Raw genomic sequence first — 15957 nt, forward strand, 5'->3', positions numbered from 1 at the left:
GTGAGCCCGGACAGCGCGCGGGTCACCGCCCTTCGCAGTGAAGAGCCTCTTGGTGACGACGACCGACATCAACCCGACAGCGCCCGACGACACCCCGGACCAGATCGCAGATCAGGTATCCGCCCTGGCCGAGCCGATGACCCGCCCGCTGAAGAACACCTGGTCCTCCGTGCAGGCCGTCGAGGCCTCGTTCGCGGACTTCGACGTGCGGCCCGAGATCGTGCAGGCCCTGGCCGACGCCGGCATCACGCACCCGTTCCCCATTCAGGCGATGACGCTGCCGGTGGCGCTGTCCGGCCACGACATCATCGGCCAGGCCAAGACCGGCACCGGCAAGACCCTCGGCTTCGGCGTCCCGCTGCTGCACCGCGTGATCGCCCCGGGCGAGGACGGCTACGACCAGCTCCCCGCACCCGGCAAGCCGCAGGCGCTCGTCGTCGTCCCCACCCGTGAGCTCGCGGTGCAGGTTGCGGGCGACCTGGCGACGGCGTCCTCGCGCCGGTCCGTGCGCGTGCTGCAGGTCTACGGCGGCCGCGCGTACGAGCCGCAGATCGCCGCCCTCAACACCGGCGTCGACGTGGTCGTCGGCACGCCCGGCCGCATGATCGACCTGCTCAAGCAGCGCCACCTGGACCTGTCGCGGGTCAAGGCGGTCGTGCTCGACGAGGCCGACGAGATGCTCGACCTGGGCTTCCTGCCCGACGTCGAGACGCTGCTCGGCGCCACCCCGGCCAGCCGCCACACGATGCTCTTCTCGGCGACGATGCCGGGCGCGGTCGTCGCGATGGCCCGCCGCTACATGACGCAGCCGACGCACATCCGCGCGGCCGACCCGGACGACGACGGCCAGACCGTCAAGAACATCAAGCAGGTCGTCTACCGCGCGCACGCCCTGGACAAGGTCGAGCTCCTGAGCCGAATCCTGCAGGCCCGCGGCCGCGGTCTGACCATCGTGTTCGCCCGCACCAAGCGGACCGCCGCCAAGGTGGCCGACGACCTGATCGAGCGCGGCTTCGCCGCCGGTGCGCTGCACGGCGACCTCGGCCAGGGCGCCCGCGAGCAGGCGCTGCGCGCGTTCCGGCACGGCAAGGTCGACGTGCTCGTCGCCACCGACGTGGCCGCGCGCGGCATCGACGTCGAGGCCGTCACGCACGTCATCAACTACCAGTGCCCCGAGGACGAGAAGACCTACCTGCACCGCACGGGCCGCACCGGTCGCGCCGGCGCCAAGGGCACCGCGGTCACGTTCGTCGACTGGGACGACATCCCCCGCTGGGGCCTGATCGACAAGGCGCTCGGACTGGGCATCCCGGAGCCGGTCGAGACGTACTCCAGCTCCGCGCACCTGTTCACCGACCTCGACATCCCCGAGGGCACCAAGGGCCGGCTGCCCAAGTCGCAGCAGACCCGCGAGGGCCTGGGCGCGGAGAAGCTTCGAGGACCTGGGCGAGACCGGCAAGCACACCCGGGCGGGCGGCGGCGCGCGTCCGTCGGGCAACGACCACCGTTCCGGCGGCTCGAGCAGCTCCCGCAGCGGTGGGTCCTCCGGCAGCGCCGGCGGGGCACCGCGCACCAGCGCGCCGCGCCCCGAGCCCGCCGACGGCGAGGCTCGCGAGGGCGGCTCGCGTCGTCGTCGCGGCGGCCGCGGTCGCGGGCACGGCGAGGGCGGCGCCGAGGGCACGGCCGGCGCCGCGACGACGAGCGCCCCGTCGGGCGAGGGCGCGTCGACCGGTGGGGAGCCCGGCACGGCCGCGGCCACCGGCGCACGCCGCAGCCGCAACCGTCGCCGCACGCGCAGCGGGACCGGCACGGGATCCGCACCGCAGGCGCCGTCGACGGACGCCTGAGCCAGCACGCCCGGACGGGCACGCACTCCTCGGAGTGCGTGCCCGTCCGTCGTCGCGAACCGGGTCAGGCAGCCTTGATGAAGGCCTCCACGGCGTTCGCGATCAGCTGGACCGCGATGGCCGCGAGCAGCAGTCCCGCGATGCGGGTGACCAGGATGGTCCCGCCCTCGCCCAGCACCCGGTGGATCACGTTGGCGAACCGCATGAACAGGTAGAGGCAGACGTGCACGGCCAGGACGCCGAGCGCGATGGCCACCCAGTCGGCGGCGGTCTGGTCGGACTGCTGGACGAACACCATGGTCGCGACGATCGCCCCGGGGCCGGCCAGCAGCGGCGTACCCAGCGGCACCAGCGCAACGTTGACCTTCCCGTTCCCGGCCGGCTTCGGTTCCTCCATCTTCCCCGTCAGCAGCTCCATCGCGACCAGCAGCAGGAGCAGCCCGCCGGACGCCTGCAGCGCGGGCAGCGTGATGTGCAGGTAGTCGAGCAGCTTCTGCCCGAACAGCGCGAACGCGACGATCACGCCGAGCGCCACGAGCACCGCCTGGCGGGCTGCCCGGTTGCGCTGGGCGCGGGTCATGGCCGACGTCAGACCGAGGAAGATCGGCACGGTCCCGGGCGGGTCCATGATCACGAACAGCGTGATGAAGACCGAGCCGAACAGCTGCACGTCGATCACGGAGGTCACGCGCGCACGACCTTCGTCGTGCCCAGGTCCTCGATCACGGCGAGCACCGACGGGTCGGTGAGGTTCTCGCCGAGCCGGTTGACCTTGCCCGACCCGTGGTAGTCGCTGGACCCCGTGACGAGGAGCCCGAGCCGGCGTGCGATCGCCGTCAGCCGGGCACGTTGTGCCGCGCTGTGGTCGCGGTGGTCGACCTCGAGCCCGGCCAGTCCGGCGGCCGCGAGGGCATCGAAGACCATGTCCGGCACCACCTCGCCACGGGCGTCCGCACCGGGGTGCGCGAAGACGGGGACGCCGCCGGCCGCCCGGATCGCGCGGACGGCATCGACCCCCGCAGGGGCGTAGTGCGGCACGTGGTACCGGCCGTCGGCGCGCAGGAGGCGCGCGAAGGCGGCGTCCCGGTCGGGCACGATGCCGCGCGCGACGAGGGCGTCGGCGATGTGCGGGCGCCCGACCACCACGGCGTCCCGCGACTGCTCCACCACGTCGTCCCAGGTGATCGGGTAGTCCGAGGCCAGCAGCTCGACGATCGCCTGCGCCCGGTCGACCCGCGCGTCCCGCGTCTTGTCCAGCTCCGTGGTGAGGGCCGGGTGCGACGGGTCCTGCAGGTAGGACAGCAGGTGGATGCTGATGCCGTGCGCGCGCGCCGACACCTCGGTGCCGAGCACCAGGTCGATGCCGTGCCTGCGCGCCGAGTCGGCCGCCTCGTCCCAGCCGGCGGTCGTGTCGTGGTCCGTCAGCGCCACCACGTCCAGCCCGGCCGCGGCGGCCGCCGCGATCACCTCGCCCGGTGCGTCCGTCCCGTCGGACGCCGTGGAGTGGGTGTGGAGGTCGATGCGCACGGGCCCCACGGTAGCGGTGGGAAGATGTCACCCATGAGCGAGGAGAACACGTCGGACCAGCCGCTGGCCGATCGGGGCACGAACAGGTCCCAGCGGCCGTCGTCGGCGGAGTTCCTCCGCTTCATCAGCTCGGGCTGGGCAGACCGCCCCGCATCGACCGCGACGCGCGGCCCGGCGGCGGACGCGACCGCCAGCCGCCGGTCCGAGATCTCGAAACGGTTCCCGGGCGAGCGGCTGGTCGTCCCCGCCGGCACGTTCAAGGTCCGCTCGAACGACACCGACTTCCGGTTCCGACCGCACTCCGCGTTCGCGCACCTGACCGGCCTGGGCGCCGAGCAGGAGCCGGACGCCGTGCTCGTGCTGCACCCCGTCGAGGACGGCTCGGGCGACGACGGCAGCGGGCACGAGGCCGTCCTGTACATCCGGCCGCTGGCCGGGCGCGACACCGAGGAGTTCTTCTCCGACAGCCGCTACGGCGAGTTCTGGGTGGGTGCCCGACCCAGCCTGGAGGACATCGAGACGCTCACCGGCGTGCGCACCGCTCACGTCGACGACCTGCGCGACGCGCTGGCCAAGGACGTCGGGGCCGACGGCGTCCAGCTGCGCGTGGTGCCCGACGTCGACGAGGCGATCGAGGCCGTCGTCGAGGACATCCGCGCCACCGAGGAGGCCGGCGTCCGCGACGAGGTGCTCGCCGAGGCCCTGTCCGAGCTCCGGCTGGTCAAGGACACCTACGAGGTCGAGCAGATGCGGCAGGCCGTCGCGACGACGATCGAGGGCTTCGAGAAGGTCGTCCGCACCCTGCCGGAGGCGGTCGCGCACGGGCGCGGCGAGCGGGTGATCGAGGGAACGTTCGTCGGGCACGCGCGCCAGGAGGGCAACGCGGTCGGCTACGAGACGATCGCCGCCGCCGGCGAGCACGCGACGACGCTGCACTGGACCGACAACGACGGTCAGGTACGCGCGGGCCAGCTGGTCCTGATCGACGCCGGCGTCGAGGTCGACTCTCTCTACACGGCGGACCTCACCCGGACCCTGCCCGTCGACGGCACGTTCACGGAGGTCCAGCGGCGCGTCTACCAGGCCGTGCTCGACGCCGCGGACGCGGGCTTCGCCGCAGCCGTGCCGGGCGCCAAGTTCCGCGACGTCCACGCCGCCGCCATGCGGGTGATCGCGGAGCGGCTGGCAGAGTGGGGGTTCCTCCCGGTGTCCGCGGAGGAGTCCCTCCTGCCCGAGAACCAGCACCACCGCCGCTGGATGGTGCACGGCACCAGCCACCACCTCGGTCTCGACGTGCACGACTGCGCGCAGGCGCGGGCCGAGCTTTACCTCGACGGCGTGCTCGAGCCGGGCATGGTGTTCACCATCGAGCCGGGCCTCTACTTCAAGTCCGACGACCTGCTCGTGCCCGCGGAGTACCGCGGCATCGGGGTGCGCATCGAGGACGACGTCCTCATCACCGCGGACGGCAACGAGAACCTCTCGGCCGCGCTCCCGCGCGACCCGGACGCCGTCGAGGCGTGGATGGCGAGTCTTCGCGAGGAGTAGTCGAGCCGGCCGACCGCCGCGCGTCACCCCTGCGCCGGGACGATCCCCGTCCCGCGAGCACCGGGAGGCGCACGATGGAAGGCCAGCTGGCTCTGCTGTTCTCGAGGTTGACCACGATGCGCGAGTCCCGCAGCGCGCAGCCCGACGCGCCGGTGACCCCGTCCGCCCGCGAGCGCCGGGACGCTCGGGTCAGGGCCCGGGCGGCGGCGCGGGCTGTCCGCTCGGCGGAGCGGGTGGTGCGGGCGGCGCGTCCTCGACGGGCGGCGTCAGCGGCGCGGACGGCAAGGCAGGCGGGGACCCAGCCGACGGACCCGTCGGCGCTGTGGTGGTGACGGGTCGCGGGGGCCAGCCGGACTGCACCCCGCCCAGCTCGCGCAGCAGGTTCCGTGCCTTGTTGGCCTGTTCCCCGCGGCACAGCAGCGCGTAGGACGACGCGACGATCTGGCTGGTCGAGGTGAAGTCGCGGCGGCGGCGCGTGATCGAGTAGGTGACCACGGAGAAGAGCATCCCGAACGCACCGCCGATGAGGATGGCCGACGCGATGGGGCTGCCCGACCCCGCCGAGGAGAACAGCGTGAGCAGGAGCCCGACGAACAGCCCGAGCCACGCACCGGTGAGGAACCCGCCGAGCGCCGCGCGCGGGTAGGAGAGCCGGCCGGTGACCCGCTCGACCATGCGCAGGTCGGTGCCGACGATCGTGACCAGCTGCACCGGGAAGTCCTTCTCCGCCAGGTGCGCGACGGCCTTCTGGGCGGCCAGGGCTGTCGTAGGCCGCGACCGTCTCACCCTGCGGTTGCGTCGGGTTGCGGGGCGTGCGGGCCGAGCCGGAGAACGACATGTGATCATCCTCCCCCGGCGCCGGCGCGGGCGACCACCAGGTGACCGTCCGCGGAACACCGGGCGTCGGTGTCGGGACCGGGCCGGATGGTCGGTCTAGGCTGACCGGCGTGAGCAGCGTCGGGACCAGGGTCTTCGTCGCGCGCCTTGCCGGGACCAGCGTGTTCGACCCCCTCGGAGACCAGGTGGGACGGGTGCGCGACGTCGTCGTGCTGGTGCGCCTCAAGGGCGCGCCCCGCGCCGTCGGCCTCGTGGTCGAGGTCGGCAGTCGGCGCCGGGTGTTCGTGCCGCTCACCCGCGTGACGTCGATCGACGCCGGCCAGGTGATCTCGACCGGTCTGGTGAACATGCGCCGGTTCGAGCAGCGGGCCTTCGAGACCCTGGCGGTCGGCGAGCTGCTCGATCGCACCGTCGAGTTCGTCGACGGCAGCGGGGTGGCGAGCATCGAGGACGTCGCCATCGAGCTGCAGCGCAACGGCGACTGGATCATCTCCAAGCTCTTCGTCCGCCGGCACACGGGTCGCCCCGGCATCCTGCGCCGTCGCGGCGAGACGCTGCTGATCTCCGTCGACGAGGTCACCGGACTCGGCCAGGCCTCGGCAGCCCAGGGCGCCGAGCTGATGCTCGCCCAGTACGAGGACCTCAAGCCCGCCGACCTGGCCGACGTGCTCCACGACCTCGGCCTGACCCGGCGGCTCGAGGTGGCCAGCGCGCTGGACAACGAGCGCCTGGCCGACGTGCTCGAGGAGCTGCCCGAGGACGACCAGGTCGGCATCCTGCAGGGCCTGGCCCGCACCCGCGCGGCCGACGTCCTCGAGGCCATGCAGCCCGACGACGCCGCCGACCTGCTGGGCGAGCTCCCCCGACGACCAGCAGGCCGAGCTGCTCGAGCTGATGGAGCCCGAGGAGGCCCGCGACGTGCGCCGCCTGCTGGCCTACGAGGACAACACCGCGGGCGGCCTGATGACCACCGAGCCGGTGATCCTCGGTCCCGAGACGCCGATCGCGGCCGCCCTCGCGCACGTGCGCCGGCAGGACCTGACGCCCGCGCTCGCCTCGATGGTGTTCGTCGCGCGCCCGCCGCTCGAGACGCCGACCGGCCGGTTCATCGGCGTCGTGCACCTGCAGCGCCTGCTGCGCGAGCCGCCGCACGAGTCGATCGGGTCCATCATCGACACCGACATCGAGGCCCTGCCGGTCGACGCACCGCTGCTGTCAGTGACCCGCCAGCTGGCCACCTACAACCTGCTCGCGCTACCCGTCGTGGACGGAGAGAAGCGACTGCTCGGCGTGGTCTCCGTCGACGACGTCCTCGACCACCTGTTGCCCGAGGACTGGCGCGAGACCGACGACGAGGACCAGCTGGGGACGACCCGTGGCTGAGCGCCTCGACACGCCGCGGTCCACCCGTCGCGTCCTGATCCGGCGCCCGCAGATCGACGAGGACGCGTCCGGCAAGATCTCGGAGAGCATCGCCCGCTTCCTGGGCACGCCGCGGTTCATCATCTGGCTGACCGTCTTCTGCATCGCCTGGATCCTGTGGAACGTCGACATCGGCCCCACCCGGCCGCAGTTCGACTCCGCCGCCCACGGGTTCACGGCCCTGACGCTGGTCCTGTCGCTGCAGGCGTCGTACGCCGCGCCCCTCATCCTGCTCGCCCAGAACCGGCAGACCGACCGCGACCGGGTGCAGGCCGAGCAGGACCGGCAGCGCTCGGAGCGCAACCTCGCAGACACCGAGTTCCTGGCCCGGGAGATGGCCGCCCTGCGCATCGCCCTGTCCGAGGTGGCCACCCGTGACTTCGTCCGCTCCGAGCTGCGGGCGCTGCTGGAGGACATGACCGCGGAGCGCGACGGCGAGAAGGATCCGGACGCCGAGCAGACGCCCAAGGAGTCGAAGAAGTCCCGTCGGACCCCGCGGCCGTAGCGCACGACGAGCCCACTTACGATGGGCCCATGCCCGAGCCGACCGACCCGCTGACCGACGCGATCCGTACCGCCCTGGCCGGTGTGCTGGACCCGGAGATCAAGCGACCGATCACCGACCTGGGCATGGTCCGCTCGATCGAGCTCACCGGGAGCCACGCCCGCATCGGGATCGACCTGACCACCCCGGGCTGCCCGCTCAAGGACACGCTGACCCGGGACGTGTCCGCCGCGGCGGCGGCCGTCACCGGGGTCGCCACGGTCGACGTGGTGTTCGGCGTCATGTCCGCGGAGCAGCGCGCCGACCTGCGCACCCTCCTGCGCGGCCCGGGAGGCGAGCCCGTCATCCCGTTCGCGCAGCCGCAGTCGCTGACCAAGGTCTTCGCGATCGCGTCGGGCAAGGGCGGCGTCGGCAAGTCCTCGGTCACGGCCAACCTCGCGGTCGCGATGGCGGCCGACGGTCTGAAGGTCGGCATCGTCGACGCCGACATCTACGGGTTCTCGATCCCTCGCATGCTGGGCGTGACGCGCCAGCCGACCCGCGTGGACGACATGCTTCTCCCGCCCGAGGCGTTCGGCGTCCTGGTCGTCTCGATCGGCATGTTCGTGCCGGCCGGGCAGCCCGTCGTCTGGCGCGGACCGATGCTGCACCGGGCGCTCCAGCAGTTCCTCGCCGACGTGTTCTGGGGCGACCTCGACGTCCTGCTGCTCGACCTGCCGCCTGGCACCGGCGACATCGCGATCTCGGTGGCGCAGCTGCTGCCCAGCTCCGAGCTCGTCGTCGTCACGACGCCACAGCTGGCGGCGGCGGAGGTGGCCGAGCGCGCCGGGTCGATCGCGGTGCAGACGCGGCAGAACGTGGTCGGCGTCGTGGAGAACATGTCCTGGCTGGCGCAACCTGACGGATCGCGGCTCGAGCTGTTCGGGTCGGGCGGCGGGCAGCGCGTGGCGGACAACCTCTCGACCCTCACGGGCAGCCCGGTTCCGCTGCTCGGACAGATCCCGCTGGACGTTCGCCTGAGAGAGGCGGGAGACGGGGGCTACCCCGTGGTGCTGTCCGAGCCGGACTCCCCCGCCGCCCAGACCTTGCGCGAGGTGGCGCGGTCGCTCGCAGCACGACGTCGTGGCCTCGCGGGGCGGTCGCTGGGTCTCTCCCCCGCCACCCGGTGAAGATCACCCGTCTCCTGAGTGACACCTCACACGGCACGTTGGATTTTGTTCGGTCCTGTGTGATGATGTCACTATGCTCGCTACGCAGCGCCAGGAGCGCATCCTTGCCGCCGTCCGTGCCCATGGCGCGGCCCGCGTCGCGGACCTCGTGGAGAGCCTCGACGTCTCGGACATGACCGTCCGCCGGGACATCGCCGAGCTCGCCCGTGCCGGGCTCGTGCGCCGGGTCCACGGCGGAGCGGTCGCCCCCGACGCGCCCGGGCGGCCCACCGACGAGCCCGGCTTCGACGCCAAGCGCGGCTGGGCCAGCGCCGAGAAGACCGTGATCGCCCACGCCGCGCTCAGCACCATCGAACCAGGCCAGGCCATCGCCCTGTCCGCAGGCACCACCACGTACCTGCTCGCCGAGCTGATCGCCTCGGACCCGTCGCTGCGTCCGCTCACGGTCGTGACCAACGGTCTGCGGATCGCGGACGTCCTGCACAGCGCCTCGGGGGTTCAGGTGATCCTCACGGGCGGGGTGCGCACGCCGTCGGACGCCCTCGTCGGCCCCGTCGCCGACGCCACCCTGGCCGGGCTGCGGGTCGACCGCACGTTCCTCGGCGTGCACGGCTTCGACGCCGCCGGCCTGACCACCCCGAACCTGGCGGAAGCCGCCACCGACCGCGCACTCATGTCGTGCGCCGCGGTCACCACCGTCCTCGCCGACCACACCAAGTGGGGCGTGGTGGGGCTGGCCCGCATCGTCCCGCTTGACGACGTGGACACCGTCATCAGCGACGACTCCCTTCCCTCCGACGCGCGGCGGCAGCTGACCGGCGGGGCCACCCAGCTCCGCCTCGTCACCGTGGGGACGCAGAAGCTCCATGACCAGCACCAGCGCCACCACACCCCCGCACCCTGGAGCCTCTACGTGACCACGTCTGACGCGCCCGCCCTGCCCGTCCGGATGACGACCACCCGCCTCGCCGACGGCCGCGAGCTCCTCTACTTCGACGACAGCGAGCCCTACGTCTCGGGCACGAAGACCCGCCGCCTGGACGACCCGCGGCCGCTGCCGGACCGGTTCCTGCCGATCGCCGGACCCGACGGCGTCGCGCTCCCCGTCACCGGACCCGAGCTGCGTCGGGACCCGCTGACCGGGGAGTGGATCCCGATGGCCGCGCACCGGATGAACCGCACGTTCCTGCCGCCGGCCGACGCCAACCCGCTGGCTCCGGCCAAGCCGGGTGCCGTCTACCAGGACGGCGAGATCCCCGCCGAGGACTACGACGTCGTCGTGTTCGAGAACCGGTTCCCGTCGCTGCTCGCCGTGCCGGGCGTCCCGGACGCGCCCACGGTCCGCTCGGAGGAACCCCTGTGGACCGTGCGACCCGCGGCGGGTCGCTGCGAGGTCATCTGCTTCTCGTCGGACCCCACCGCGTCCTTGAGCACGGTAGGCCCGCGGCGCATGAGGACGATCATCGAGGCCTGGGCGCAGCGGACCGAGGCGCTCGGCGCGCTGCCGGGCATCGAACAGGTCTTCATCTTCGAGAACCGCGGCAAGGAGATCGGCGTCACGCTGCACCACCCGCACGGGCAGATCTACGCCTTCCCGTACGTCACGCCGCGCACCGCGACGATGCTCACCGAGGCCCGCGCGTACCGCCTGCGCACCGGCCGCCTGCTGGGCCGGGACGTGCTGGACGCCGAGCTGGAGCTCGGTGAGCGGATCGTCCTCGAGTCGGAGCACTGGGTGGCGTACGTGCCGTTCGCCGCGCGCTGGCCCGTCGAGGTGCACCTTGCGCCCCGGCGCGACGTGCCCGACCTCCCGTCGCTGACCGACGAGGAGCGCGGGGACCTGGCGACCGCCTATCTGACGCTGCTGCAGCGGCTCGACCGCTTCTTCGTCGGGCCCCAGGGCGAGGCGATCCCCCTCCCGTACATCTCCGGCTGGCACCAGGCACCCGTCGCCGAGGGCCGGCAGGACTCCCGTCTCCACCTTCAGCTGTTCTCGGTGCTGCGCGCGCCGGGCAAGCTCAAGTACCTGGCCGGGGTCGAGTCGGGCGTCGGCGCCTGGATCAGCGACACCACCCCCGAGCGCATCGCGGCGCGACTGCAGGAGATCGCGTGAGCACGAGCGTCACCTGGCTCGGCGCCTGGACGCCCGAGCAGGGCAGCGAGCGGGTGCGGCGCCTGTTCGAGGCGCGGTTCGGCGACGGGCCCGCCGACGGCACCTGGTCGGCCCCCGGTCGGGTCAACCTGATCGGCGAGCACACCGACTACAACGGCGGCCTGTGCCTGCCCATCGCGCTCCCCCACCGCACGTACGTGGCCCTGCGGCGTCGCGACGACGACCTGGTCCGGCTCGTCTCGGCGCAGGAACCCGCCGGGCCGCGCGAGGTGAGGCTTGCGGACGTGGCACCCGGCGCCGTCGACGGCTGGGCCGGCTACGTGGTCGGCGTCGCGTGGGCGATGCGCGCGGCCGGGCTGCCCGTCGGCGGGTTCGACGTCGCGGTCGACTCCTGCGTGCCGTACGGCGCCGGGCTTTCGTCCTCGGCCGCGCTCGAGGCATCGGCCGCGGTCGCGCTGGACTCCGTGTTCGGTCTGGGGCTCGCGGGCTCCGGGGACGACGAGGGACGCGCACGGCTGGCTGCGATGTGCGTGCGCGCGGAGAACGAGATCGCCGGTGCTCCCACTGGCGGCATGGACCAGGCCGCGTCCCTGCGCGCCCGGGCCGGCCACGCGTTGCTGCTCGACTGCCTCGACGGGTCCGTGCGGCACGTGCCGTTCGACCTGGCCGCTCACGACCTTGCCCTGCTGGTCGTCGACACCCGCGCCGAGCACGCGCTCGTGGACGGGCAGTACGCGGCCCGGCGGGCGTCCTGCGAGGCAGCGGCCGCGCGCCTGGGTGTCGCGACGCTGCGCGAGATCACCGTGGACCCCCGCGGCCTGGAGTGGGCGCTGGACAAGCTCGACGACGAGGTCCAGGTGCGCCGCGTCCGGCACGTCGTCACGGAGATCGACCGCGTCACGTGGTTCGTCGCCCTGCTCGACGCCGGCGAGGTCGACTCGGTCGGCCCGCTGATGAACGCCTCGCACGCCTCCCTCCGGGAAGACTACGAGGTGTCCTGCCGCGAGCTCGACCTGGTGGTGAGCACCGCGCTGGCGGCCGGGGCGCTCGGCGCGCGCATGACCGGCGGCGGCTTCGGCGGGTCCGCGATCGCGCTCGTCCGCGCGGACGCCGTCGACGAGGTGGCGCAGGCCGTGGCCGACGCGTTCGCCGACGCCGACCTGCGCGCACCGGCGTTCCTCGTCGCGACGGCGCAGGCGCCGGCAGCCTGACGCGGCCGCCCGATGCCCGCGCCGGACGCTCGCAGGACCGGCCGCGCGTCGCTATAGCGCACCCCGCAGTAGTGTCTGACGCGCGCTTGCAGGTGGAGATCATCCTCCGGGTGGATACGTGACCCGGCACCGGATCGCTACGGTCCCGAAAACAGCCGTTCCCGCACCACAGCACGACCCCGGGGGCAGACCCCGGCGCGCCCGCTCGAGCCAACGACGCGAGGAGTCCGACCGTGGGGGTCACCCGCAGGATCGTCTTTCCGGCCATCCGACTGCTCCTGTGGGCGGTCATCGCGGTCGCGCTGGTCAAGATCGCGTTCACCGGAGCGGACGTGGGTACGTCCGACACGTCGTTGCAGCCCACCGGCGCGGCGATCGAGCCGACCGTGCAGGTGGGCACGGGGACCGTGACCAACGCGGTGACCATCCAGGCGTCGGTCGTCGCCGACCCCGCCGTGACGGTCAAGGCCACCCTCGCCGGGCAGGTGAGCAAGCTGCTGGCCAAGGACGGCGCGGTCGTTGCGGTCGGCACCCCGATCCTCGAGATCCGCAAGGAGACCCCGCAGGATCCGGTGGTGACGACGAACCCCGACACGGGCGAGGTGACCACCACCCAGCCCAGGCCCAAGGTCGAGACGGCCGTCGTCAGGTCGCCCGTGGTCGGCACGCTCGCGCTGCCGACGCTCAAGGACCAGGAGGTCGCCGTCGGCGGCGACGTGGCAACGGTCTCGCCTGGCACGCTCTCGGTGAGCGGCACGCTGACGCCCGACCAGCAGTACCGCCTCGTCAGTGCCCCGCAGCAGGCGACCGTCACGCTGAACGGCGGCCCCGCCCCGTTCGACTGCACCGGCCTGCGCGTCGGCGCCGTGCCGCAGACGAGCACCACAGGGACGCAGAACGACCCGAACGGCGGGGGCACCACCGGGTCGAGCGGCACGGTGTCCTGCGCGATCCCCGCCGGCGTCACGGCGTTCGCCGGCCTCGGCGCGTCGGTCGAGATCACGAACGGGACGGCCGCCGACGTCGTCGTCGTGCCGATCTCCGCGGTACAGGGCACGATCCAGGCCGGGAACGTCTGGGTGGTGGCCGCGGACGGCTCCACCACCAAGAAGGCCGTCACGCTCGGCCTGACCGACGGCACCAACGTGCAGATCGCCGACGGCCTGGCCACGGGCGACACGATCCTGCAGTTCATCCCGGTGCCCGGCGGCCAAGGTCTGCCGGTCGACTGCACCGTGAGCTACGACCCGAAGGTGTGCGGCGGATGAGCCTGCTCGAGCTCACGGACGTCACGCGGTCGGTCCGGCTCCCCGACGACCGGATGCTGCACATCCTGCAGGGGGTCACCGTCTCGGTCGGCGCGGGCGAGCACGTCGCCGTCGTCGGCCGCTCGGGAACGGGCAAGTCGACGCTGCTCAACATCCTCGGGCTCCTCGATGCACCTACCACCGGCGAGTACCTGCTCGAGGGCGTGCCGATCGGTCGCCTGTCGAACGGGACCCGCACACGGCGGCGCGGGCGGGACTTCGGGTTCGTCTTCCAGCAGTTCAACCTCCTGCCGGGACGCACCGCGCTCGAGAACGTCACCGCTCCCCTGCTGTACGCCCGCGGCAGGCAGTTCTGGCAGCGCACCAGGCTCGCCGCGGCGATGCTCGAGCGGGTGGGCCTGGGCGACCGCGTCGACACGATGCCCGACAGCTTCTCGGGCGGCGAGCAGCAGCGCGTCGCCATCGCGCGGGCCCTGGTACGTGGCCCGCGGGTGATCCTCGCCGACGAGCCGACGGGCGCGCTCGACGTCGAGACCGGCGGGGCCGTCATGGACCTGCTCGACGAGATCGCGTCGCAGACGGGCGCGGCGCTCGTGACCATCACCCACGACCTCGCCGTCGCGGCCCGCGCCGAACGGCAGTACCGGCTCACCGACGGCGTCCTGCTGCCCATCCAGCTGGACACGCGGTCCGACTGGGTCGGCGACGTGCCGACCCTCGTGGCCGACCGGTCGCGCGCGATCGAACGCCGGCTGCCGGACCCGGAGGTGCACGCGTGACGGGCCTCGTCGGCGCGATCGTCGAGGCCTGGGACAAGCTCCGGATCCGCAAGCTGCGGGTCCTGCTCGCCCTCATCGGCGTGGCCTGCGCGGTCACCGCGATCACCAGCGTCACGGCCGTCATCGCGATGCTCAAGCAGGCCACCCAGGAGCAGAACGACCGGCAGAGCGGCCGGCAGGTGACGCTCATGGTGAGCGCCTACCCGTCGGGCCCGTCGGCCGCGCCGCCGACCGCGTGGGACGACGCCTTCGCGCAGCTGCTGGACCGCTACTCGATCACCTACGCGAGCCGCGACGAGACGGTCCAGGCGCCGATCCGGTTCCCTGACGGCAAGCGCACGGTCCAGCTCCGCACGGTCGACGCCGACCTGGGGACCATCGACCGGCTGGCGCCCACGTCCGGCCGCTGGTTCACGGACGTCGACGAGACGGCGTTCGGCCCGACCCTCGTCGTGAACCAGGCCTTCCTCAGCACGCTGGGGCTGGCCGACCTGTCCAGCCATCCCACGGTCGAGATCGGCGACCGCGCGCCGGTGACGGCGACGATCATCGGCGTCATGGCGAACGACTGGCCCGGCGCCGACCCGACCGCGATCGTCCTGTACGACCAGTACCACCGGTGGATCGGCGACGACGGTTCGGGGATCCAGTCGGGCGGCGCGCCCCCGGCCAGCGGGACCATCGCCGCGGCGATGAACCAGCAGGTGCCGATGGTCTACCTGTGGGTGCCCGCCGACCAGGCCCGTCCCCTGACCGCCCGGATCAAGCAGGACATGCAGAGCGTGGCGCCGGGCTGGCAGGTCGACGTGCAGGACAACCACCGGGTAGGCGGCGGGATCGACCGGGCGACCACCTACGTCGGGATCGGGGTCGGCGGCCTCGCGCTGCTGCTGGGCGGCCTGGGCCTGGTGAACATCGCCCTGGTCACCGTGCGCTACCGGATCCGCGAGATCGGCATCCGGCGTTCGTTCGGCGCCACGTCTGGCCGCGTGTTCTTCGGCGTGCTGCTGGAGTCGGTGGTCGCCACGTTCGTGGCCGGTCTGGTGGGCGTGACGCTGGCGGTGGCGATCATCAAGAACATCCCCGTGGACAAGCTGTTCGGCTCGGGGATCCAGGACATGCCGCAGTTCCCGGTCTCGGCCGCGGTGATCGGCATGCTCTGCGCGATGGCGGTGGGCGCGCTGGCGGGGATCATCCCGGCGAGCTTCGCGGTGCGCGTGCGGGTGATCGACGCGATCCGCTACTGAGCCGACGGCCCGCGCGTGACGTCCTCGTGGAGCGCATAGAACAGCGAGTAGGCCACCCCGCCCGGCGTGGGGGACCGCGCGGCGAAGTCCTCGAACACGGCCTGCACGCGCTCGACCAGCTCCGCATGCCCCACCGCGTCGAGGCGGAGACCCAGCCGCGTCGCGACGACGTCGCTCGGGTCGACGAGCGCGACCTCCTCGAGGAACGTGTCGATGAGGATGCGCGACGAGCGGGTCACCGGGCGTCCGCCACGACTTGCGCGTGGCCAGGTACGGCACCTCGCGCGACCCCCGGGCCCCGCGGCGCACGGGCTGGGCCGCCAGGAATCCCCGGTCGGCGAGCGTGCGGACGTGGTGCAGGACCGTCGCCGGGTTGCGGTCCAGGCGCGTCGCGATCTCACGGTTGGTCATGGGCTCGTCGAGGCACAGGCGCAGGATGCGCAGCCGCAGCGTGCTGGCCAGGGCGCGCGCGTCGGCGTCGACG

The 15957-nt window shown here is 73.0% G+C and carries 12 protein-coding genes and 3 pseudogenes; 11 read left to right on the plus strand and 4 right to left on the minus strand.

What is annotated here, in order from left to right; all coding sequences use genetic code 11:
* Positions 1-136 precede the first annotated feature (136 nt).
* Positions 137-1847 (plus strand): annotated as a pseudogene (locus AC38ZX_RS16340) (DEAD/DEAH box helicase).
* A gap of 64 nt (positions 1848-1911) precedes the next feature.
* Here AC38ZX_RS16340 and AC38ZX_RS16345 read toward each other — a convergent pair.
* Both AC38ZX_RS16345 and AC38ZX_RS16350 read right to left on the minus strand, forming a co-directional pair.
* Positions 1912-2535, minus strand: coding sequence for a MarC family protein (locus AC38ZX_RS16345; protein ID WP_426592905.1), 624 nt, complete (start codon positions 2533-2535; stop codon positions 1912-1914).
* A complete protein-coding gene (locus tag AC38ZX_RS16350) occupies positions 2532-3374 on the minus strand; it encodes a PHP domain-containing protein (RefSeq protein ID WP_491295214.1) in 843 nt (280 codons plus the stop codon). The genes AC38ZX_RS16345 and AC38ZX_RS16350 overlap by 4 nt, the downstream gene beginning before the upstream one ends.
* A 33-nt stretch (positions 3375-3407) precedes the next feature.
* Between AC38ZX_RS16350 and AC38ZX_RS16355 the strand changes: the two genes are divergently transcribed.
* Positions 3408-4922 carry an aminopeptidase P family protein gene (locus AC38ZX_RS16355; protein ID WP_491295215.1) on the plus strand — a complete coding sequence of 505 codons (1515 nt, stop codon included), beginning with the start codon at positions 3408-3410 and terminating at the stop codon, positions 4920-4922.
* A 189-nt stretch (positions 4923-5111) separates the two neighbouring features.
* Here the strand turns inward: AC38ZX_RS16355 and AC38ZX_RS16360 are convergent, their stop codons facing one another.
* Complete coding sequence (locus AC38ZX_RS16360; RefSeq protein ID WP_491295216.1) at positions 5112-5708, minus strand: YflT domain-containing protein; 597 nt, start codon at positions 5706-5708, stop codon at positions 5112-5114.
* A gap of 161 nt (positions 5709-5869) precedes the next feature.
* On the opposite strand from AC38ZX_RS16360, the pseudogene AC38ZX_RS16365 reads away from it, so the two are divergent.
* The 9 genes and pseudogenes from AC38ZX_RS16365 (at position 5870) to AC38ZX_RS16405 (ending at position 15473) form a co-directional block, all read left to right on the plus strand.
* Positions 5870-7142: pseudogene (locus AC38ZX_RS16365) on the plus strand (magnesium transporter MgtE N-terminal domain-containing protein).
* Positions 7135-7686, plus strand: coding sequence for a DUF1003 domain-containing protein (locus AC38ZX_RS16370; RefSeq protein WP_491295217.1), 552 nt, complete (start codon positions 7135-7137; stop codon positions 7684-7686). The pseudogene AC38ZX_RS16365 and the gene AC38ZX_RS16370 overlap by 8 nt, the downstream one beginning before the upstream one ends.
* A gap of 29 nt (positions 7687-7715) precedes the next feature.
* A complete protein-coding gene (locus tag AC38ZX_RS16375) occupies positions 7716-8855 on the plus strand; it encodes an Mrp/NBP35 family ATP-binding protein (protein ID WP_491295218.1) in 1140 nt (379 codons plus the stop codon).
* A 73-nt stretch (positions 8856-8928) separates the two neighbouring features.
* Positions 8929-9624, plus strand: a pseudogene (locus AC38ZX_RS16380) (DeoR/GlpR family DNA-binding transcription regulator); the annotation flags it as partial.
* Positions 9625-9804: 180 nt separating this feature from the next.
* A complete protein-coding gene (galT, locus tag AC38ZX_RS16385; protein ID WP_491297458.1) occupies positions 9805-10968 on the plus strand; it encodes a galactose-1-phosphate uridylyltransferase in 1164 nt (387 codons plus the stop codon).
* Positions 10965-12179, plus strand: a complete 1215-nt coding sequence (gene galK, locus AC38ZX_RS16390) for a galactokinase (protein ID WP_491295219.1) — start codon at positions 10965-10967, stop codon at positions 12177-12179. Before galT ends, galK begins: the two co-directional genes overlap by 4 nt.
* 233 nt (positions 12180-12412) lie before the next feature.
* A complete protein-coding gene (locus AC38ZX_RS16395; protein WP_491295220.1) occupies positions 12413-13447 on the plus strand; it encodes a permuted SH3 domain-containing protein in 1035 nt (344 codons plus the stop codon).
* Complete coding sequence (locus AC38ZX_RS16400; protein ID WP_491295221.1) at positions 13444-14226, plus strand: ABC transporter ATP-binding protein; 783 nt, start codon at positions 13444-13446, stop codon at positions 14224-14226. The genes AC38ZX_RS16395 and AC38ZX_RS16400 overlap by 4 nt, the downstream gene beginning before the upstream one ends.
* The gene (locus tag AC38ZX_RS16405) at positions 14223-15473 is read left to right on the plus strand and encodes an ABC transporter permease (RefSeq protein ID WP_491295222.1); all 1251 of its coding nucleotides are present in this window, start codon (positions 14223-14225) and stop codon (positions 15471-15473) included. The genes AC38ZX_RS16400 and AC38ZX_RS16405 overlap by 4 nt, the downstream gene beginning before the upstream one ends.
* Here AC38ZX_RS16405 and AC38ZX_RS16410 read toward each other — a convergent pair.
* Entirely contained in the window at positions 15467-15712 is a 246-nt protein-coding gene (locus AC38ZX_RS16410; protein WP_491295223.1) for a hypothetical protein, read from the minus strand. The genes AC38ZX_RS16405 and AC38ZX_RS16410 overlap by 7 nt on opposite strands.
* Between the last annotated feature and the right edge of the window lie 245 nt (positions 15713-15957).

It is taken from the genome of Cellulomonas sp. McL0606 (assembly GCF_058248365.1).